General features: G+C 52.1%; 20 protein-coding genes and 1 tRNA gene. 4 read left to right on the top strand and 17 right to left on the bottom strand.

Annotation, left to right across the window (positions count from 1 at the left end; all coding sequences use genetic code 11):
• Position 1 precedes the first annotated feature (1 nt).
• The 4 genes from V8G57_RS21705 to V8G57_RS21690 form a co-directional block, all read right to left on the bottom strand.
• Positions 2-1,852, bottom strand: coding sequence for a M61 family metallopeptidase (locus V8G57_RS21705; protein ID WP_342831161.1), 1,851 nt, complete (start codon positions 1,850-1,852; stop codon positions 2-4).
• Positions 1,853-1,882: 30 nt separating this feature from the next.
• Positions 1,883-2,530: an NAD(P)-dependent oxidoreductase gene (locus V8G57_RS21700; RefSeq protein ID WP_092399962.1), complete on the bottom strand. Its 648-nt coding sequence runs from the start codon at positions 2,528-2,530 to the stop codon at positions 1,883-1,885.
• 89 nt (positions 2,531-2,619) lie between these two features.
• Positions 2,620-3,000, bottom strand: coding sequence for a hypothetical protein (locus V8G57_RS21695; RefSeq protein WP_342831160.1), 381 nt, complete (start codon positions 2,998-3,000; stop codon positions 2,620-2,622).
• Between the two features lie 177 nt (positions 3,001-3,177).
• Complete coding sequence (locus V8G57_RS21690; RefSeq protein ID WP_342831159.1) at positions 3,178-4,038, bottom strand: SDR family oxidoreductase; 861 nt, start codon at positions 4,036-4,038, stop codon at positions 3,178-3,180.
• Between the two features lie 89 nt (positions 4,039-4,127).
• Here V8G57_RS21690 and V8G57_RS21685 point away from each other — a divergent pair, with 89 nt between their 5' ends.
• Positions 4,128-4,580 (top strand): winged helix-turn-helix transcriptional regulator, encoded by a 453-nt coding sequence (locus tag V8G57_RS21685; RefSeq protein ID WP_342831158.1) that lies wholly within the window; start codon positions 4,128-4,130, stop codon positions 4,578-4,580.
• A 119-nt stretch (positions 4,581-4,699) separates the two neighbouring features.
• On the opposite strand, the gene V8G57_RS21680 is transcribed toward V8G57_RS21685, so the two are convergent.
• The gene (locus tag V8G57_RS21680; protein WP_342831157.1) at positions 4,700-5,236 is read right to left on the bottom strand and encodes a lysozyme inhibitor LprI family protein; all 537 of its coding nucleotides are present in this window, start codon (positions 5,234-5,236) and stop codon (positions 4,700-4,702) included.
• A 307-nt stretch (positions 5,237-5,543) separates the two neighbouring features.
• Here V8G57_RS21680 and V8G57_RS21675 point away from each other — a divergent pair, with 307 nt between their 5' ends.
• Positions 5,544-6,632 (top strand): fatty acid desaturase, encoded by a 1,089-nt coding sequence (locus tag V8G57_RS21675; protein WP_342831156.1) that lies wholly within the window; start codon positions 5,544-5,546, stop codon positions 6,630-6,632.
• 144 nt (positions 6,633-6,776) lie between these two features.
• On the opposite strand, the gene hemN is transcribed toward V8G57_RS21675, so the two are convergent.
• The 6 genes from hemN to V8G57_RS21645 all read right to left on the bottom strand — a co-directional run bounded on the left by hemN (position 6,777) and on the right by V8G57_RS21645 (position 12,932).
• Positions 6,777-8,195: an oxygen-independent coproporphyrinogen III oxidase gene (gene hemN / locus V8G57_RS21670; protein WP_342831155.1), complete on the bottom strand. Its 1,419-nt coding sequence runs from the start codon at positions 8,193-8,195 to the stop codon at positions 6,777-6,779.
• Between the two features lie 1,042 nt (positions 8,196-9,237).
• Complete coding sequence (locus tag V8G57_RS21665) at positions 9,238-10,023, bottom strand: DUF6602 domain-containing protein (protein WP_342831154.1); 786 nt, start codon at positions 10,021-10,023, stop codon at positions 9,238-9,240.
• 98 nt (positions 10,024-10,121) lie between these two features.
• Entirely contained in the window at positions 10,122-10,925 is an 804-nt protein-coding gene (locus V8G57_RS21660) for a DUF2971 domain-containing protein (protein WP_342831153.1), read from the bottom strand.
• A 457-nt stretch (positions 10,926-11,382) separates the two neighbouring features.
• Positions 11,383-11,853: a hypothetical protein gene (locus V8G57_RS21655; RefSeq protein WP_342831151.1), complete on the bottom strand. Its 471-nt coding sequence runs from the start codon at positions 11,851-11,853 to the stop codon at positions 11,383-11,385.
• A 47-nt stretch (positions 11,854-11,900) separates the two neighbouring features.
• Positions 11,901-12,374 carry a hypothetical protein gene (locus V8G57_RS21650; protein WP_342831150.1) on the bottom strand — a complete coding sequence of 158 codons (474 nt, stop codon included), beginning with the start codon at positions 12,372-12,374 and terminating at the stop codon, positions 11,901-11,903.
• Between the two features lie 33 nt (positions 12,375-12,407).
• Complete coding sequence (locus V8G57_RS21645; RefSeq protein ID WP_342831149.1) at positions 12,408-12,932, bottom strand: DUF2199 domain-containing protein; 525 nt, start codon at positions 12,930-12,932, stop codon at positions 12,408-12,410.
• A gap of 1,436 nt (positions 12,933-14,368) precedes the next feature.
• Between V8G57_RS21645 and V8G57_RS21640 the strand changes: the two genes are divergently transcribed.
• A complete protein-coding gene (locus V8G57_RS21640) occupies positions 14,369-14,758 on the top strand; it encodes a DUF6228 family protein (RefSeq protein ID WP_342831148.1) in 390 nt (129 codons plus the stop codon).
• Between the two features lie 142 nt (positions 14,759-14,900).
• Here the strand turns inward: V8G57_RS21640 and V8G57_RS21635 are convergent, their stop codons facing one another.
• From V8G57_RS21635 to V8G57_RS26305, 3 genes are read right to left on the bottom strand one after another with little or no spacing between them, the layout of a single operon-like run.
• On the bottom strand, positions 14,901-15,326 hold the full coding sequence (locus V8G57_RS21635) for a hypothetical protein (protein ID WP_342831147.1): 426 nt from the start codon (positions 15,324-15,326) through the stop codon (positions 14,901-14,903).
• Positions 15,327-15,866, bottom strand: a complete 540-nt coding sequence (locus V8G57_RS21630; RefSeq protein ID WP_342831146.1) for a hypothetical protein — start codon at positions 15,864-15,866, stop codon at positions 15,327-15,329.
• A 41-nt stretch (positions 15,867-15,907) separates the two neighbouring features.
• On the bottom strand, positions 15,908-16,279 hold the full coding sequence (locus V8G57_RS26305; RefSeq protein ID WP_425458319.1) for a YcxB family protein: 372 nt from the start codon (positions 16,277-16,279) through the stop codon (positions 15,908-15,910).
• A gap of 490 nt (positions 16,280-16,769) precedes the next feature.
• On the opposite strand from V8G57_RS26305, the gene V8G57_RS21625 reads away from it, so the two are divergent.
• On the top strand, positions 16,770-17,006 hold the full coding sequence (locus V8G57_RS21625; protein ID WP_342831145.1) for a tyrosine-type recombinase/integrase: 237 nt from the start codon (positions 16,770-16,772) through the stop codon (positions 17,004-17,006).
• A gap of 99 nt (positions 17,007-17,105) precedes the next feature.
• Here V8G57_RS21625 and V8G57_RS21620 read toward each other — a convergent pair.
• The 3 genes from V8G57_RS21620 to V8G57_RS21610 form a co-directional block, all read right to left on the bottom strand.
• Positions 17,106-17,195 (bottom strand) — tRNA-Ser (locus V8G57_RS21620).
• A gap of 143 nt (positions 17,196-17,338) precedes the next feature.
• Positions 17,339-18,643 carry a serine--tRNA ligase gene (gene serS, locus V8G57_RS21615; protein WP_342831144.1) on the bottom strand — a complete coding sequence of 435 codons (1,305 nt, stop codon included), beginning with the start codon at positions 18,641-18,643 and terminating at the stop codon, positions 17,339-17,341.
• Between the two features lie 166 nt (positions 18,644-18,809).
• A complete protein-coding gene (locus tag V8G57_RS21610) occupies positions 18,810-20,450 on the bottom strand; it encodes an ABC transporter substrate-binding protein (protein WP_342831143.1) in 1,641 nt (546 codons plus the stop codon).

Here is a 20,450-nt window from a genome sequence, read left to right as displayed (position 1 = left end):
GTCAGCGCGCCTGCAGGATCTCGGACAAGCGATCCGGAGTCCCGGGCACGCGTTCCAGTACCGGAAAACGTTCGCCGTCGTGATAGTCCAATCGCAGCGGTGCCGCGGCCCGCAACGAAACTTCGATGGCGGCGATGTTGGTTTTCGCATCCCGTATCGCCTCCTGCATAACGGCGTTGCTGTACGGCTGCCCATTGACCGCGGTGATCGACATGCCAGGCACGAAGCCCGCCTTGGCACCAGCACTATCAGGAAGGACGTCGCCAACCACACCGGCGCCGCTGATATTCAAGCCGATCGAATATTCAAATGCCTTGGTGCCGTTAGACTTGGACCAGTCGCTGGGCCGGTCTCGGTACACCAGCCGGTAGCCGCTGCCGGTGATGCCACCCATCGGACCGTCACCGCTGTGCGAATGTAGGCGCTCGTTGAGAAAGTTCGCCCAGTCGTTCGGCACCACACTGTTCAGCGCGGCGACCAATTGGGCGAACGAGTAAGGCTTCACTTGCGCGCCAAGATTGGCGCCACCGTTGAACATCGCCAGGAAGTCGTCCAGCGATTTGCGGCCGTCGCTGCGATTGCGCATTGTGACATCCACATCCAGCCATATCAGGGCGCCCTCGCCGTAAAACTCGAAACCGTTGCGACGCCAGTTGTCGTAGGCGCCGCCGCCTTTGTCCCACAAAGCCATAGCCGCCACCGCTGTGTCTTGCAGATCGCGCCACTGGCGTCCGCTACGGTGGCTGAAGAGGGCTGCGCTTGCGCCCAGCATGCCGAGGTATTGTTCACGGTTCCACAGGCCAGCACGGGCCGTGAGCACGGCACCCAGATAATCGGTCAGTCCTTCGTAGGCCCACAAGCCGCTGTTGTCGACCGGCACTTGGAAGTTCGGCGTGGTCATGCCGTCGGGCCGACGGTATTTACCGTTCCAGCTATGGACCAAATCATGCGGCATAAAATTAGCATAGCGCGACATCATTCCTTCATCGGTCAGAAATCGCGCGGGGCGGCGGTTATCTAGCGACTGGTGATGGTCAGCTGCGTGTCCTTCGATCTCGTCCGACAGGGTGACGAGCATGCGGAAGGCATCGTAGTGGTGGCTGCGGAACATTTTACTGCTTTGGTTTATCAGTTCGGACAGCTTGTCGATGTAGGCCTGATTGACTTCTAGATTCTCCGGCGCGTCGGCCACCATGTCGAGATAGTGGGGAGGAGTGATTCCCAACGCCAGCGGCACCTCACGGAAATAACGGCCTGCGATCAGAGGCGAATCGACCAGCTGTTCCAATGACACTGTCTGGAATGCGATCAGGCCGGCAGTGCCGACGGCGGCGTTGTCAGCTGGATGCAGTGAGCTGGCATACCGCCATCCCGCGGGCAGCAACAGCGACGGCGTTATTTCGATGCGGTCCACGCGCGTGGCTGGGCCGGCGTAAGGATAAAGCAGCACGTCGTTCCAGCTCAGCACCGCCAACTTGTCGCTGGTCGAGCCTCCGGCCGTGCCTCCCGCCGACGCAGTGATAAAGTCGGTCCTGACTTCGATGCTGTGCGCGCCGTTGGGAACCGTGATGCGGTAGGCGTAGAGGTCAAGCGGATCGCGCCGCCAAGCGAGCTGCTTGCCGTTGGCGCTGATCGTCAGCCCGACCTGCTGAGCGATCGGTGCCACCTCATGCGCATTCGGCATCCACTTCGGATAAGCCAGCGTCAAAGGCCCAGGCTGCACTGGAATGGTCAGTGTCGCGTGAATGATTTTGCGTGGCACGTCGCGCATGTCGACAGCCAGTTGTATCGGTTCGGCGGCGGCTGCGGATAGGGGGAGCAGTAAAATGATCAGCGAAGTGCGCAGTCTCATGTCAATTATCTCTATAAAAAATATAGCGAGTTAATAAGATAGCCCGACCTTTTGACCGATCCATGAAGTATCTTTAGCTGAGCGAATCATAAAATGAGCAACGTCCGCTCGCGAAATTTTTCCGGTACCCCAAGGATTTAATTTTACTTCCGTGCGGTACTGCTTGCGGGCAGCATCGTTCGTCAATTGAGCTGGGCGCACTACCACCCATTCTTCGGAGTAGGATCTTAAAAGTGTTTCAGCCTCTTCATGATCGCGGTAAGTCTCACCAATAAATATTGGCAAAAATATTTTTCCAACCACAAATGGCAAATCGGATCGAGTCTCATGGGTGCCGTAGGCACTCATGTAGATGATTCGTTTTGGCTTTCCTTTCATAACGGCCGAAAGCGAATCCTTTAAAATTCCCTTAATTGGGTAGTCTTGCGAGAGGCCAATATTGTATCGGACAAGATTCCAAGACATGGGATGGCCCAAGGCAACAAACACGGTTTCTTGTTTTGACGCCCATGCTGTCAGGGCTTCTTGATCCGAAACTTCGCCGCGAATAACCTCCAACTTCATTTCTTTAGGCAATTTGTCAGGTTGCCTTACAAATACCGAAACGTCATGGGAGGGAAGCTGTTTGAGAATCTCAAGCCCTGTTAATCCGGTGGCACCCACTATTCCGTATTTCATTGTTAATTTCTCCTTAATTTAGAATTAAAAAATGCAATTTCCCATGGTCAGCTCCTGGGGTAAATATGACGATGCGGATCTCCACCAGATTACTGTCGGCCAGCAGTAGCCTTCACGTTCATCAGAACGTTTGCGGTGAACGCCGCCAGGCCAATAGTGACGCAGCCGGCAGAGATGGATACGATAGGAACTGCAGCTGTATGACCGGTAAGCACCAAGCCGAGACCGAGCATGAAAAATGGCAGGCCGATGTTGTGCAACCAAAAATGAATTCGCGCGAGCAGCGTCAGCGCTGCAGCCGGGTAAAGGTGATAAATCAACCCCGCAAGCGCGAGCGAAGCCCAGCCGAGCAACGCGAGATGCGCATGGACTGGAGCCAAAACAAAATTGTCGGTCGCCCCCATATAACCGCCAAGTAACGCGCCGACGAATAGATAGATCACCGCGATCTTGAGAAATCGAATACCCATTGAAACCTCCTGTAAAAAATAAACAACTGATCGTTGACACGGCCAGCTAAATTAATCAATTGGCCATCAGCCGAACCTCGACGCTACGGAGGCTGAGTCAACCAACAGCTCAGCGCAATGCGGCGCATCGCGTTGGTTGACAAAGCATGGGCTTGGCGACAATGTGCCAACAATTACCTATGCCTTAAGTTGCGCCGCAATCGTGTCAGCCATCGGCGTTGTTGGTCGGCCGATCAATGTACTGAGCTGGCGCTTATCGTCGAAAAGGCCGCCTTGCGAAGCGCCGCTGTCGGAATCTGCGAGCAGATCCGCGACTGGTTCGGGCAGACCAAAGCCCACCAGCGCCGCTTTGTATTCCGCACGCGGCAGGTTCATGTAGTTGACGGCCTTGCCTGACTGCCGCGAGATTTCGGCCGCGAACTCCGACAAGGTATAGGCAGTATCCCCCGCCAGTTCGTAGACCCGTCCGGCTTGATCGGGAAGCGTCATCGCCAAGGCAGCTGCGGCAGCATAGTCAGCCCGCGCAGCCGAAGCAATTCGTCCGTCGCCGGCGCTACCCATCAGCGCACCGTGAGCCAGCGCCGTTGGAATTGAAATCGTGTAATTTTCGGTGTACCAACCATTGCGCAACACAACGAACGGGATGGCTGAAGCTTTAAGCATCGCCTCGGTTTGAACGTGGTCAGCAGCCAACCCCAACGGAGACGTGCTGGCGTGTAGAACGCTCGTGTATCCGATCAACTTGACTTCACAATCAATCGCCGCGTCAATTACGGCGCGGTGGTGAGAGGCGCGCTGTCCGGGCTCGAGCTCGCTCGAAGATATAAGCAGTAGCTTATCCGCACCAGCAAACGCTGTCCTAAGCGACGCTAGCTGCGTGTAATCAGCCTGACGGACTTGAACGCCGAGAATCGATAGATCGGCCGCCTTCGCTGGATCGCGAACTACAGCGACGATGCTTGATGCGGATTCCGTGCGTAGAAGGTTCTGAATTACCAGACGACCGAGCTGCCCTGTGGCTCCTGTAACAACGATCATGACAAATTCCTTGGTTTGGTTGAGTAAGGCACTTACAATAAGGCATTACCTTACTTTCCGTAAGTACGCACCGAAAGGTTAGTGCAGAGATGGCAACGCAAACCAAACTGATCGCATCTGAGTCCTTTTCCGAACAAGTCCGACGCGAGGGGCTCCCGTCAACCGAATGCCCATGCCGTGAGATGCTTAAAGACGTCACAAGTCCTTGGGGCATACTGCTGCTTATCGTGCTGATGGGCGAAGTGCGACGTTTCAGCGAGCTGCGCAGAATGGTCGGCGGCGTGAGCGAAAAAATGCTGTCGCAAACCTTGAAGCGCCTGGAAGCACACGGGTTGGTTCATCGGAAGTCTTATGGGACTGTACCGCCCCACGTGGAATATTCCTTGACTCCACGGGGAAGAATTCTGGGCGAGAGAGTTGAAGCGTTGGCCGATTGTATCGATACCATGCTTCCCGACAGTTTAGATGCACGGCGCCCCCCCTCGCCCAAACACGCCTATCCTGATCTTGCAAGCACCGATGATCCTGTTACTCGGCTTTGACGGCGTGTTCCATCTGGAACCTTGCTAGATGAAGGTACAACTGCCTAGCGGGTGCCTGTTTTTTTCGAAGCAGACTGTCGCGGCTTGCCTCGGCAGGCCTGGTGAAAGACGTGTCAAGCCTATTTGTTCGTAAGCGGAGCAAGCTGCTGCAAACAGCTGTTTTGTTCGAACGGCCGCTTTTCCAAAGGAATTTTCTCGATGCACTGAATCGCTGAGCGGACTCGGCGAAGACGTTGCTCGGAATGGTTGAGCTCGCATTTGTTGGCATAGGTCGAAGGCCATGTACCACCGGCACCAGTCAGAGAACCAATTAACTCACACTCTTCGGCTCGGTATTTCAGCCACGCGGCTTGCTGGGTTTTGAGTGCAGCCAACAGCCTTCCATCCGCTGGAATTCCAGTGCTCGATGAAGAAGAAACAAGCTTAATCAGCTCATCGTGCTTGCTAGCCAAACGTTTCTCAACCGCTTTCTGTTGCTGAACCAGTAGAAGCCCTGTGTGCATAGCGCTTCCTTCCGGCCAGCACTCAGGACGATCCGTGCATTCGACTTCGGCGGACGCAATAGGCGACATGAATACCGGCACAAGAACCCATACGCCGAAAAAAATGCGCAAAAAACGCGTGAGCACAGGTAGCTTTTCAAGAATTTTTTTCATCCGTTGGCTTCTCTTGATTTGATGTGGAACAAATGTCCGTTTCTGGCCATTTGCAACCTGAACCGGCACGGCCATCTGCCAGGTAGCGCCAAATCGGTATAACAGGAACGATTGAATCAGTCTTCAATATCGTTGTACCAAATCCCTGGGGCGCCAACAAAAGCGACACCCCCATAAAAAGATATCGTCCCGCTTGACGGAAAAACAGACGAAGAAACCCGCAAGTCTTTGATCGAAATCAACACCAGGCCTTTCTATATCGCCTAAGATCAGGCGAAATTTTATCTCTTTGTCAAAGGCTTGCCAAATGATCCCCGTCCGCTTACCAGATCCGGTATCGCCGTCGGCTCCCATGCCACATCGTAAAGTAATCCGTTCATGGCTGCTGCCGGTCGCACAGCGCAGCACCGGCCGTGCGCTGGCGTTAGTCTTGCTCGACTTGATCCTGTTCTCGCTGGCGATTGCCGCCACCGTCTGGCTGCACAATGCCGTAGCCAAATTATTGCTGGGCATGGCCGCCGGCTTTATCATTGGCCGCCTGTTCATTCTCGGCCACGATGCCTGCCATCAAAGCTTCACGCCGCACCGGCGCCTCAATCGCTGGCTCGGCCGCCTGGTTTTCCTGCCGTCGCTGACGCCATATAGCCTGTGGGATGCCGGCCATAACGTGGTGCATCACGGCTACACCAACCTGAAAGGTTTCGACTTTGTCTGGCATCCGCTATCGCTGGAGGAATTCCGCGCCCTGCCGCGTTGGCGCCAATGGCTGGAACGCATCTATCGCAGCGGGTGGGGACCTTGGTTGTACTACCTGGTTGAAATGTGGTGGCAACGCATGTATTTTCCCAGCCGGAAGAAAATGCCCACCCGGCGCTCGGTCTTCGTCTGGGATGGCGTGCTGGTTACGGTCGCAGCACTGTCCTGGATTGCTGCGCTTGCCGCTGCCGCGCTCGCTACCGGACAATCGGTGTGGTTGATCTTGCTGGCTGGCTTTGTGACGCCGTTCCTGTTCTGGAACGCGATGATCGGTTTTGTGGTGTATGTCCACCATACCCATACCGGCGTCGCCTGGTACGAGCAGAAAACCGTGTGGGCGGCAGCACAGCCATTTGTCTCCACCACGGTCCACCTCACCTTTCGCTACCGCATCGGTGCTTTATTGCATCACATCATGGAGCACACTGCCCATCATGTCGACATGAGCATCCCGCTCTATCGCCTGCAAAAAGCACAGCAGATTCTGGAAACCATGCTGCCGTCGCGCATAGTGATTCAGAAATTTTCCTGGCGCTGGTACTTTGATACGGCACGCCGTTGCAAACTCTACGATTTTCAGCGCCGCTGCTGGACCGATTTTTCCGGCATACCCACCAGCGCGCCGGCGCAGGTCATCTGACCTTAGGCCGTCAGCCGATGTCTGGCGGTCAAATAGCGTGCTGCGGCGAGCCGCAATGCCCTATCTTCTACCAGACATGCTGCGTCTCGACAGCATCATCGGCCGCCGGCTTCATGACGGGCGGATGTAATTCCATGCAAGCGCCTAAATGGTTTTCGAATAACGCAATGGGCTTTGCGCCAAGGCCAGATAGCGATCAAACACCATGCAGATATTACGGATCAGCAAACGCCCTCTCATGGTCACAGTGATCCATTCGTCATCCAGCTTGAGCAAGCCGTCTGCCGCCAGCAATTCCAATTGCGTCAATTCAGTGGAAAAGTATTCAGAGAACTTGATCGGATAGGCGATCTCGATCGATGCAAGCGATAACTCGAAATTGCACATCAGGCGTTGAATGATCAGCCGTCGCAGCAAGTCATCCATGCTCAGCTTGGCGCCGCGCACAATCGGCAATGCGTGCTGGTCGAGGCGTTGATAATAGGCATCCAAGGTTTTTTCGTTCTGGCTATAGCTGGCTCCGACGGCACTGATGGCAGACACGCCGCATGAGACCAGGTCAGCCTCAGCGTGCGTCGAATAACCTTGAAAATTGCGATGCAGGCGCCCTTGTCGCTGGGCGATCGCTAAATCGTCGTCAGGCTTGGCGAAATGGTCCATGCCGATGTACACGTAACCAGCGTCGGTCAGCCGCTTTATGCAGAGGAACAACATGTCTATCTTGGCTTCCGGCGTCGGCAAGTCGACGTCGGCGATGCGGCGTTGCGGCTTGAATATATGCGGCATGTGCGCATAGCTGAAAACGGCGATCCGGTCCGGCGCCGCTGCGATCACCTTGCTCAGCGTTTGCGCCATCGATATCACATTCTGTTTCGGCAAACCGTAAATCAGATCTATGCTGACTGAGCGAAAGCCGGCATAACGGGCAGCATCAATGATCCTGAGCGTATCTTCCTCAGGCTGGACCCGGTTAACGGCTTTCTGCACCACAGGATCGAAATCTTGCACACCGAGGCTAAGGCGATTAAAGCCCTGGCGCCGCAATGTGACGATGCGTTTCGGCGTAACCGTGCGCGGATCGACCTCTATCGAATATTCCCCCTGCCCGTCCGGTGCAAACTGAAAATTCCGGTGTAGATGCGCAAGCAGATCCGTCATCTGCAAGTCCGTCAGGAAGGTCGGCGTGCCGCCGCCGAAATGCAATTGCTCGACCTGGTTCATGCCTTGAAACAATTCCGCCTGCATCGAGATCTCGCGCTTCAGGTAGGTCAGGTAGAGCGCCGCCTTGCCAAGACTCTTGCTGGCGACCTTATTGCAGGCGCAGTAGTAGCAAATCGTTTCGCAAAACGGAATATGCATATACAACGACAAGGCATGGCGCGCACCCATGTCACGCCTGTTGGCAACTGCTTGCAGATAGTCGTCGGAACCGAAATCTTCTGAAAACCTGTCTGCCGTGGGGTAGGAGGTATAACGAGGTCCAAGCTGGTTCAGCTTGCGCAGCAAGGAGGCATCGAAACTGACTGCATCCATTGAGGGCAAGGATTTTCTGGAAGAAAACATGTACAGCCTCCGGTTATCGGATGTGTCAATACGCGGGACTGACCACATTCATTCAACACAGGGTATCGTGCGGGTCCGGTTCACGCTTTGATATAGATCAATCCTGATTCACCGTGATCTTTCTATCCCCGTATCTATTGCCGCTTTCAATCGATGTGGAATGATATGGTCCACAATCGCGGCCTCTTTAACGATGCCGTCACGATCACAATGAACACAAAGCGGATGTGCATTCAAATAATGAAGCCGCGCCTTCGTCCAAGCGCTGGTATAGCCGCGCTCGTGAACGGTACCATGTCTTTCTGAATCGGCCTTCTGCCTGGCTGTGGAGTGCTTCGTGCAATAGCCAGGCGAATCAATTAGTGCGCCGCAGCCTGGCTGCCGGCATATTAACTTTGGTCTACATGGCATCGGTTCGACTCGATCGCACTACCACCAACGAACGGTCCAAACTAACGTGGCGACTCCCGCAGACGCGACTCCAATGGCCACAATAATGTAGGAGATGCCAATTATCGATGCTAATTTCCCGGCATCTTGCGAATCCAGTTGACCAGTCACATTCATTTTCGAAAACCTCATTTATTTATGCCGCTGAAACGAAAAAGCCCCGAACCAGTGACGGTTCGAGGCTTTGAAATTTGGTGCCAGCAGCGAGGAGCGGTCGCTTTTACGAAAGATCGTGCGGGCTTATCTCCTTACTGATTATCGAAACTATGCTCGCTAATCAACTAAGGACGATTGAATCATAAACAAAAAAGCTCGCCGAGGCGAGCTTAGATCCAACCAATACAGGAGATGATTCCCAAAACCCAATGCTATCTGCAAAGTGGCCTCGACATGTAACGAATCAACTCTTGTATTGGCTGTCACGTTTTGTATGGACGCGACTGGTGACAGAAGAATCATATACTGAGTTTACATACAGTGCAAGCATTTCCTGAATACCTGCAACCAACCCGATGCGGCCGGTTTAAGTCGCCGAGATCCAACATTGAAACGTTGGCCATAGTGCAAGCGAGTAGCCGAAACGGACGATCCACTAAAGCGTTGGATTGAGAAAATAATCTGGCGGCGTGTCACCAGGTTTAAGGCCCATAGCATACATAACTGCCCCGATCGCATCAATGTATGGCCCAGGATTGAATGGCCTGATTGAACACTCCTCAGAACTAAGTGTGTTCATTAAGCCTGTGATGAAAGAAGCATACTCTGTGAATGGCGGCATGCTCGGAACACACCTCATCCCGTGCCATTGCCCGCTCACATACCACCAATATCCCTTGCCCAAAACACAAAGAATAGTACATGGTGGGGAGCTATCGTCGGTATGCTTGAGATACCGCTCCAACTCGTCGCCAACAATATCTGAAGAGAAAGCAAGGAGTATGGCGGAGGGCATGAGCCCGCCGATCACCGTTCCATCCGCGTCAGTTTTTGGATAAGACTTCAACTTGGCGAGCGCACGAAATTTAGTGTTCGCATCTTTGATCTCGGTCGCTGAAAGCGTCGATTTCACCTCAAACACGTATTCTACGCACTCAACAGGGAAAAGCCCAAGTTGACTGCTGAGAAAAACGGGCGCCACAGTCCTTTTATGATAAACGACAATATCCGCCTGATCCGATTTGTTTCCGAGTGAGTCTATGACCTTCCCTGTACCACATCGGAAGCTTTGAGTTAGGAACGGCTCTACGCATTTCTGCGCTGCCAGTTCACGTATCTCTCCCGCCAAACCGTGATGGTCCGCATGACTTGCCAGTTTGTCGGCTTGTGCCTTTGCCGCCGCGATTAGGCCGGTGACGAAATCGAAATATGGTGTTGTCATCGTGTTGTGTGAATGTATTTGCGATACTCAAGCATATTCGAGCTAAGAATCATTTCCAACACCCTCATTTACTATTCGGATTAATCGGGAACGGACGGTTATCGCAGTCCGCGTCGCTTTGCATCAAGGTACGACATATAAGTGAACGGCTCGAATAGCACACGGAACTCAGTAGTGCTTCGCTTTCCGCGCCAGAGTTGAACACTCTCATTCTGCCCAGCAAGGATTAGACAGAGGATTTCAAGTGATTGCTCGTCGATATCGGGACCAAAGTAAACACCGGTAAGCGTTTCAGGTGAATAGCGGAACTGTGTTCCAGCCACTCCGTGAATCGCGCGCCATTCTTTTTCATACTCCCAAGCTTTAGACTTGGTACAGAAGAGTTCTTGGACTGGATGAAAGTCGCTATCCAGTAACGCATTTGAGATGCTGATGCCGGGAAGCATTGAAACATATTTCACTTGATTGATCTTCTTAAACGGCTCAGTTGAGGTGTTAAATTCTAAGCAGAAACCCTTGTAGTGACCACCATAATGGGACCACATTAGGAGGTCGTCATTGGTTTCCGAGAAACACGCGACACCTCTCTGCGCCAGGAATTTGTCAACCATCTCGCTGAACCCTGTACGAGCCGCTCGCATCAAGCTCTCCCGCATGCGAGGTGGATCGAATACCTCTAAATCTTGGCGACTGCGTGCAGGTATGTTAGGCATCTTTAAATATGCCTGGCGAATCGTTTCAATTTCGAAGTCGGTTGGGATCAGAATGTTCGGGGTGAGAGCGCAGTCGTATGGATCGTTGAACTTAAGCGGCGAGCCGAAGTAGATAATCTGCCCTTTGAGATTAAGCAGAGATTGTGTCGAAAACGCCTCGTACTTGTAGAGCGAAGCTGGAGGATTCATCTGCGAGACCTAGCGTTTGTAATTTCTACGTGTGTGACCATAGATAAACTAATCGGAAATGCTAATTGATGAGATCGCCGAACGTCAGCCATGAAAAAAAGATAAAGAATTCCAATAACACCCTATCTTTACAGTCCAAGCTGATATTTCGCCGCTCCCATATTCGGTGCGTACTCTATTCTCAGAGCGTTAAATTCCATCGCAAGATCTGCCTTTAATTGAGATCTATTTTCCACCGCATAGTCTTTTGTATTGGATGAAACAAACACTATTTTTGCATTCAGCCCAGCCGCGCGCAGTGATCGAACAGCATCCAGGTAAGTTTCGATAAAACTACTAGCTTACCCTGCCGAATTAATGGCCGCTCGACCGGCTTCGGCAACACCACGAAAAAAGAAAGCCAACCAGAACGGCACACTTTTTTGATAGGAAGAGTCGTTATGCGTCCACTTGGTGGCTATGCGGCACTCTCGTAATCATCCAGCATCCTGTAGAGTTCAAGCAACTCCACTTCATGCGCAACGTCCCCTTCAATCTCATCTACGCGATTTCGGAGTAGATACCACTCACGTTCCCCTTTGATCTTCCCACGACGGATTATCTGCTCTCGCTTCTGCCGCTCTTTTTCGAAAAAAGCTGGCATATGAGTCTCCACTACTCTATAAAAAATTTTAAGCGCCGTACTTTGGATATCTTCTGGCAGCTTAAAATTAGTAAGGAATTGCGGCGTTTCTCTTAAGCCTTGTTCGCATCCTGCAGCAATCGCTGAACGCTTCACTTGAGGGTCAGCTTTCGCTGTTTGAATGAACGGTATAAAGGAATCAAATAGGTCTATCAATTTTTGATCGCCAAGTACTCTGTACTCCGCTGCGAGCTCTTCGTAGGTATCAACAATTGCATCCAGCTTTGTTTTTGACTTGTTTTTCATATATAGAATACGAACATGGCTTCCAATCTCTGGTGAATAGAGACGATTTAATCTGTTGGATTGCAACGCTTCCACACCAACCAAAATACAAACCCTGTCAAAGCTCCCAAGCCTCCCACAATCGCAACATTTTGAAAGTAGCTATTCCACCATGCCTGTGTAGGAACACCATCTTTGATCATCACTATCCCGTTGCTAATGTAGCCAGCGTTCATTGTGTATCGCGGCATAAGAAAAATACCAGCTGGAATACTCCCGAGGAACAGTCCCAACAGAATAACCGTCCAGCTACGAAATATTTTCAATGTTCGCAACAGCCACACACCCGGCAATCCGAAAAGAAAAATATGTCCCGCTGAGACCAAAAAAGAACCAATAAATACAAGCGAAATTATTGAACCAACCGACTCGTTGCGACCGGCAGTTAACAGTAGAGAGAAAAAAGTATATCCGACCGCAATGATGGGCGGAGTACAAATGGCAACTCCAATTGGCAAACCTATGTTAAGAGACTTTTTCATATTATTGATTTTTTTTTGCGTAAACAAAGCTACCTAATTGGTCAAGGGCGATTTCCCCTCTTGATGCATCATGAGTGAATAAAGTTCTGCAACACGCTCAACGGTAATTCCCGTGCGCTGTTCAATCGCAAGTGGATGATCGGTCGGTTCGAGTTCAACATATGGACGAATACCATCATCGCGCAGGTGAACCATCGTTTTTAGACCTATGGTGTCTGGATAAGGCTTCAGCCATGCATTAAGCCATCCGAAGAACGGCCCGACTTGTGAACGCTTTTCTTCTCCAAAATATTTAAGCCATAGAAGAAAATTGGCTTCACTTAGTGAAACCCACACTCCCCAACTGAAAGACTCGGTTTCACCTTGGACAGGAATTTCAATACATCCACGAACGAAGTACTGCTGTTTGTCGATTACGCAGTCATCGCTTCCCAAATCACAGCGCCTAGCACGCTCCTCTTCTGGGACACCGTAGTAACTAAGCGGAGCATGGGCGCCAAAACTCGGCATACCTTCATGGGTTTCGCCACATGAGTTACATCTAAAAGTAAACGGCATTCTAGTCAAAGCTTTCGAGCGAACAAACGGTGAGTTCCTTCGGTATCACTGGCAGTGATCATGGGTAATGCCTCTCTAGAAACTTACATAATTCACTTGCGAATTATACAATTAAGAAACGATAATGTACGGCAACATTATTAATCTATGGGCGAATCTAGATTTTCGCGAAAACACAATAAGATTCCAGGGAAGAATGTGATCACTGATTCGATGAGTGCCTACAAGCCAAATGATATTTCCAATGGCCCGCAGTTATACAAAACTATTGAAATTGACCCACCATTTTTTGCTGTGTCTCTTTTCAAACTCGCTATCATGTCTATCTTCACGGCGGGTATTTATGAGATCTATTGGTTTTATCGAAACTGGCGGATTATCAAAGTCCGAGAGAAGTCCAATATAGCCCCAGGCGTTAGGTCCGTATTCTCGGTCTTTTTCTGCTATCAATGCTTTTCCCGTATCCACAAATATGGTGCTCAGATCGGAGTGCAGTCAGTTGTGCCTCCCATTGCATGGGCTGCAGGGTGGCTGCTAATTACAATCTCGCCCCAACTTCGAGGGCCGTGGCTGTTGTACTACTTGCTTTCATTTATTTACTTACTCCCAGTGCAGGCACATGTAAATCGGATAAATGCAGCAATGCATCCTCCTCACGCTGAAAATTCCAAATTCAGCCGATCGAATTGGATAGTTATTGCCATCGGTGCGATCATGTGGACACTCATAAGTGTCGGAGTCAATCAACAGAAGTTCTAACTGCTGTATACGTCATAGCTTATTAACGGTGAGTGTGTGTTCAAAATCAATGCGTGGCAGTCCACAACGATAGGACTAAGTGTTAGCTTACTAGCGATGGGCCTCGGCTGCACAAATCAGTATACAGCAACATTGCGCGGATAAACATTATGCGTACAGGTTCACGAGCAGGCTATTGGATTGTAGAGTGGACGGAGGATTGGGACCCATCTCTTAAGGACCTCATTGATCGACTTCCCGAAATAGTTGTAGGACGGTATGTAGCCATCGCATCATGCGATAGCGGACCATATAGGCCGACGGACGCCGATATAAAAACCGGATGGGAAGACCAACACGGAATAACGATTAGCCAGCGGATTTCAAAGGTTTCGCAATTGCCCATGCCAGGCTTTGACGAATGGTACGTGTACGATAATTCTGGAGCCCTTGGCCACTGTCGCTCATTTGTAAATCACTTTGGATTTGCGCCACTCGACGCAAGCAGCGGCTTAGCAAATGCGTTCTGGGCACAAGTAGAAGCATGTCGACCACTGCATGTGCTTGGTGCCGGGACACCGACAATGTTTTTTGTAACGCTCGACGAAACACTATTTAAGAGGGTAACAAATGCTTAGCTTGCCGCTCAACTCTGATGCTTCACACCGTTTACGTTTGCCATTAGAAAGCTTTGGCACATGAATCATCTAGAGTTTAAATCGCCAGACGATGGCTCGCTCCTAATTTTTGACGTGATTTCGCGTTATAAAGAAGAAACAGTTTTTAATGTTGCAGTGAAAACGCCTTGGTTTACGGGTGTGGCGCCGTCGTCAACTTATATGGTCTCGTCTCCCGCAGATTTATTTCGAGAGATGGTCAATGACTGGATGGGGTGGAAACAGAAAAAAACGTGGAGTGACCTGGAAGAGCGCGTTTCATTCGAGGCCACGTCCGATGCCACGGGACATATTAGCCTCAGGATAATTCTCAATGGGGATAACTACGATTCCTGCTTAAAAGTATGCGTGATGTATGAGGCTGGCCAGCTTGCTGCGATGGCGAACGAACTTACTATTTTTTTCGGATAACTACTTCTTCAGTCTAATCATTACTTCAGCTTCCGATTGACCAACTTCACCAATTCATTGCATTGTTCTTTTGGACTGAATGCGCCATGGGCATAAGCGGTCTTGATAGAGAAAGCAAACAGTAAACAGCTTCGTAAAATTATTAGGGGCTTGGTCCTAAAGTTACGATTTCACTTGTCGGATCCTTAGGCGAAAATACATTAACGCAGCCATTGCCAGTTACAACCAACCATTCCCTACATGAGCGATCCCAACCTTGAGTAGCTGTTTCTTCACTCGACCAACCGCCACCAACAACTTCGATTATATGGAAGCCTCTCGGAAAACCGCTTGAGGCCCAGTATCGAGCCAAATCGAGTTCATCGAGATATCTAAATCCCGTGACATTTTCAAAGCAAATTTGAAGACCTGAAACATCGCCAGAAGGCGTCACAGATGTTGCAATTAGTACGGATAAATTCGGCGGATCAAAAATAATTTTGCTGACGTCCGACGGAAAATCGACTCCAGTTTCCGTACCGAAGGGAATCGCCCGAAACGTATTAGATCGATTGTTGATTTGATCCATCTATCGAAGCTCGAACGACGTTTTCAAAGGTAGTGTCACTTTCCGAATATTGTCTTTTAGCGAAATCCGCACCGTCCACTTTCCCAGAGGGTCGTCAGGATCACCAACAAAATCAATAACAGGTAACGCCAGATACATACTGTAGGCACTCCCCTTTATAGGTCCTTTATAACAAACAGTGTTCGTCTGGTTCATGGCTGCAGAACCATCAGGCTTAGCTATGTTGATATCACAAGTTATGTCTGCGCTACTTTCATTACTCAACTGTGGATTTGCAAAGAACGTAAGGACGAAAATGTGTTTTCCGCGTGGGAGGGATTTTGCCTCCTTGAACTCAGGAACCGTCTCCGCTGGCGTATTCCATTTCTCCCGCCAATCCGCATCCGACGTCACAAGCACCGAACCTCCGAATCCACGTTCCGACTGACGCGACTCAGTATTCGGAATAGGATGTCCCTGCCGATCCCTCCAATAGCTGTCTTGTCCCCAGGCTGGGAAAGCAATCAAAGTAAAAAGAATTACGGCGAGAAAATTCTTCATAGACAAATGTTCCGAGGTTAACTGCTTCTGCAGTCTGGTCATTACTTCAGCTTCTGATTGACCAACTTCACCAATTCATTGCATTGTTCTTTTGAACTGAACGCGCGCATTGGAATGACGCATGCCGAATGCGCCGTCACGTATATCGCTACGTGACCAGGCCGACGTACTGCCTTTAGTATCCCATCCCAATAGAAGAACGATTTACTGTACTTCGTTTGATCAACAAGGGATTCATCCTGTATTTCGACTGAATGCTTCGTGCATGTAGATTTATCTTTTTTTGAAAACAAATAGATGCCATTGAAGACTATCTGAATCAGCCACAACGCGACGTAAGACAGGAATGCACCGATGCCTGCAGCCAGAACAGAACTATCCTCCAATCCCGTTCTAAAGACCCAAAAGGACATGAGCAAATAAAGCACCTGTAAGACTATGGAGTGGAATTGATGAAAGACACAGAAGATAAAAATATCTGAGAATTTGTTTTCATACTCTATTTTCATGACGTTTATTTTTTTGATCTAACAAATTCGGGGATAGGTGATTTACGCATGCTGCCACGGATATGTTCTTATAGCAACATTAAAGAACTATCAACGCGGGCGCCTCCGAAATATTGCCATTTAAATCACGCCACGCTTCCTCAGCTCCGTCGCAATTTCTCTTTTTGCCGCTTCGTATAGCTCATCAAGATCAGCGTATCGCCATGTTTTATACCCAACGCCCAAGCGGATATAAATGGCCCTCCGACTGACTTCCCGAAGGCTGTCGATCGCAGCGTTGGTTGGCTTGGGCGAGTTCCGTTGCTGTTCGTTGCGGCACCAGTTGCGCCAGGTGGCCAGCCAATTGGTTTTGCAACCCTTCTGTCCTGGGACGGAAATCCAGTGATCCCCGAATTTGTCGGCTATCCAACGCTCATTTCAGCGCGCCAGAGCAGTTGGTGGGCTTGGCCATATTCACTTTCATGACCTGCGCCACAGCGCGGCAAGTGAACTAATTAATGCAGGAGTTGACCTGTTTACGGTCGGGAGAGTGCTTGGACACAAAGACCCGCGAAGCACGCAGCGCTATAGCCATCTTGCCATCGATACATTGACTGCTGCAGTGGGGAAAATTGGGAAAAAAAATGGGTAATGGTCAATATGTCTCCCACCACCAAAGAAAAAAGCCACCGGTTAGGGTGGCTTTGATTTCTTGCTCATGCTCTGAAACCCGCATGGATATTACGTGTACTGGCGGAGAGGGTGGGATTCGAACCCACGGTACGATTTAACGTACGCTTGATTTCGAGTCAAGTACATTCGACCACTCTGCCACCTCTCCGGTTTCGGTCGACTTGCTGTGTTTAATGCAGCAAAGCGCAAGATTATAGCAGACTCTTTTTGACTATGGAATGACTTTTTATTCAAGCCATTCCACTGCCGGATCCTGCGTTCAAACAACGCAAAATAGCCCTGTCAAATCAATTACTTAGCGCTCAATCTGGTGATGCCGCCCATGTAAGGATGCAGCACCGCCGGGATTTCCACGCTGCCGTCCGCCTGCTGGAAATTCTCCAGTATCGCCACCAGCGTCCGTCCAACCGCCAGGCCGGAACCGTTCAGGGTGTGCACCAGTTCGGTCTTGCCCTGCGCATTGCGGAAACGCGCTTGCATGCGGCGCGCCTGGAATGCCTCGAAGTTGGAGACCGAGGAAATTTCGCGGTAGGTGTTTTGCGCCGGCAGCCATACTTCCAGGTCATAGGTCTTGGCTGAGCCGAAACCGATATCGCCGGTGCACAGGGACACCACGCGATACGGCAGGCCGAGCTTCTTCAGGATGTTTTCTGCATGGCCGACCATTTCCTCCAGCACTTCATAGGATTTTTCCGGATGCACGATCTGCACCATTTCAACCTTGTCGAACTGGTGCTGGCGGATCATGCCGCGCGTGTCGCGGCCATAGCTGCCGGCTTCCGAGCGGAAGCACGGCGAATGCGCAACCATCTTGAGCGGCAACGTGTCGCCGGCGAGGATTTCGTCGCGCACGATATTGGTCAGCGGCACTTCCGCCGTCGGGATCAGGTACAGCGCCGCGGCGTCGGCGGCCTGCTCGCCTTCCTGGCCGCCCTTCTTGACCGCAAACAGGTCTTCTTCAAACTTGGGCAGCTGGCCGGTGCCGCGCAGCGAATCGGCGTTTACGATGTAAGGCGTATAGCACTCGGTGTAGCCGTGCTCGGCGGTTTGCGTATCGAGCATGAACTGGCCCAGCGCGCGGTGCAGGCGGGCGATGCCGCCCTTCATGACGGAAAAGCGCGAGCCGGTGATCTTGGCGGCGACGTCGAAATCCAGGCCGAGCGCGGCGCCGACATCGACGTGGTCGCGTGCTTCGAAATCGAAGCTGCGCGGCGTGCCCACTTTGCGCACCTCGACATTGCCGGCTTCATCGGCGCCGACCGGCACCGATTCGTGCGGCAGGTTCGGGACCGCCAGCAAGAATCCGCTGACCTGTTCCTGCACCTGGTCGAGCCGGGTTGCCGACGCCTTCAACTCATCGCCGATGCCGGCGACTTCAGCCATCACGGCGGAGGCGTCTTCGCCCTTGCCTTTCAGCATGCCGATCTGCTTGGACAGCGAATTGCGCTGGCCCTGCAGCTCTTCGGTACGGGTCTGGATTTGCTTGCGTTCGGCTTCCAAGGCGTTGAAGCTACTGACGTCGAGCTTGAATTTGCGCGTGGCCAGGCGGTCGGCGGCGCTAGCGATGTCTTTGCGAAGAAGTTGGATGTCGATCATGGACTTGGAATAGATAGGGGAAGGAATAAGCTGCCATTGTACCAAGCCCGGCCAGTCCCCGGCCAGCCAATCTAAGCGGCCGGGATTGCAATATGCACAATAAACCCGCAGCCGATACGGGACAATACATTGCACCCTGCCCCTGTACAGCGGCAATACGGCAACTTTACTTGCCGAGGTCGACCTTGCTGAAATCATGCAGCGCGAACGCCGACATCTTGAAGCCGATCACCTGCTTGCGGATCGGCGTATGCGTCAGCGAGTGCGCCAGCGGTATCCATGGCGCTTCCTCATGCACCATCGCCTGTGCCTGCTGATACAGCTTGGCGCGCTCATCCTGCTTCGGCGTCAGCTTGGCTTTCTGGATCAATGCCTCGAAATTCTTATCGCACCAGCGCGCGGTATTGCCGCCGCTGCGCACCGATTCGCAGCCCAGCAAGGTTGCAAGGAAATTGTCGGGATCGCCGTTGTCGCCCGACCAGCCGAACATCATTGCCTGCTGGACGCCTTGCTTGCTGCGCTTCAGGTACTCGGTCCATTCGTAGGTGGCGAGCGTGGCCTTGACGCCGATCTTGGCCCAGTCGGCCTGGATCAGCTCCGCCATGCGCTTGCCGTCCGGATTGTAGGGACGGGTCACCGGCAGGTACCACAGTTCGACCGCGACGCCGTTGGGATAACCGGCCTTGGCCAGCAAAGCCTTGGCCTTGGCCGGATCGTAGGCATAATCCTGGATCTTGTTGTCGTAAGACCAGAGCGTGGGCGGGATCGGATTCTTGGCGACCTGGCCGGCGCCCTGGTACACCGTCTTCAGGATCGTCTGCTTGTCGGTGGCCAGGTTCAGGGCTTGCCGCACCAGCTTGTTGTCGAACGGCTTTTTCTCGACATTGAACGAGATATAACCGACGTTCAAGCCTTCCTTGCTCAGCAGGGTGATGGCCGGATCGGCTTTCATCAGTTCGATGTCGGCCGGCTTGGGAAACGCCATTACCTGGCATTCATTCGCCTTCAACTTGGCGTAACGCACCGAGGCGTCCGGCGTGATCGCAAAAACCAGGTTGTCCAGCTTCGGCCGGCCGTCCCAATAGGCGTCGAACGCCTTGTAGCGGATCACCGCATCCTTTTGATAGGACACGAACTGGAACGGGCCGGTGCCGACCGGCTCGCGGTCGATCACCTCGGGCGTGCCTGCCGCCTTCATCTTGTCGGCATATTCGGCCGACAGGATAGAGGCGAAATCCATGCCGAGGTTGGCGATGAACGGCGCTTCCGGATGCTTCAGCTTGAACACCACGGTGTAGGCGTCGAGCTTGCTGACCTTGTCGACGATCTTGTCCATACCCATGTCGAGGAAATAGCTGAAGCTGGCGCCGGTAGCAAGCTGATGGAATGGATGATTGACATCCGCCATGCGGTTGAACGAAAACAGCACGTCGTCGGCATTGAAATCGCGGCTCGGCTTGAACCTGGCGCTGCTGTGGAACTTGACGCCCTTGCGCAGTTTGAAGGTGTAGGTCAGGCCGTCCTCCGACACCGTCCAGGATTCCGCCAGCGCCGGGACGATCTTGGTGGTGCCCAGTTCAAACGCCACCAGGCGGTTGTACAAAGGCACCGAGGAAGCATCGAAAGTGGTGCCGGTAGTAAACAGCTGCGGATTGAATCCCTCCGGGCTGCCTTCCGAGCAAAACACCAGCGTCTTGGCCGCGAACGCGATATTGGCCGTGCCGCACAGCAGCGCGGCCGCGCCGATTGCCGCCGCCAGTTTCAGCTTCTTGCCCCACTGCGCGCCCTGCTTCCTTGCCTTTAGCAT

The organism is Collimonas rhizosphaerae (assembly GCF_038896935.1).
Lineage (GTDB): Bacteria > Pseudomonadota > Gammaproteobacteria > Burkholderiales > Burkholderiaceae_D > Collimonas > Collimonas rhizosphaerae.
Note: the sequence above shows the minus strand (reverse complement) of the source record. Positions and strands in the feature narration are given on the sequence as shown.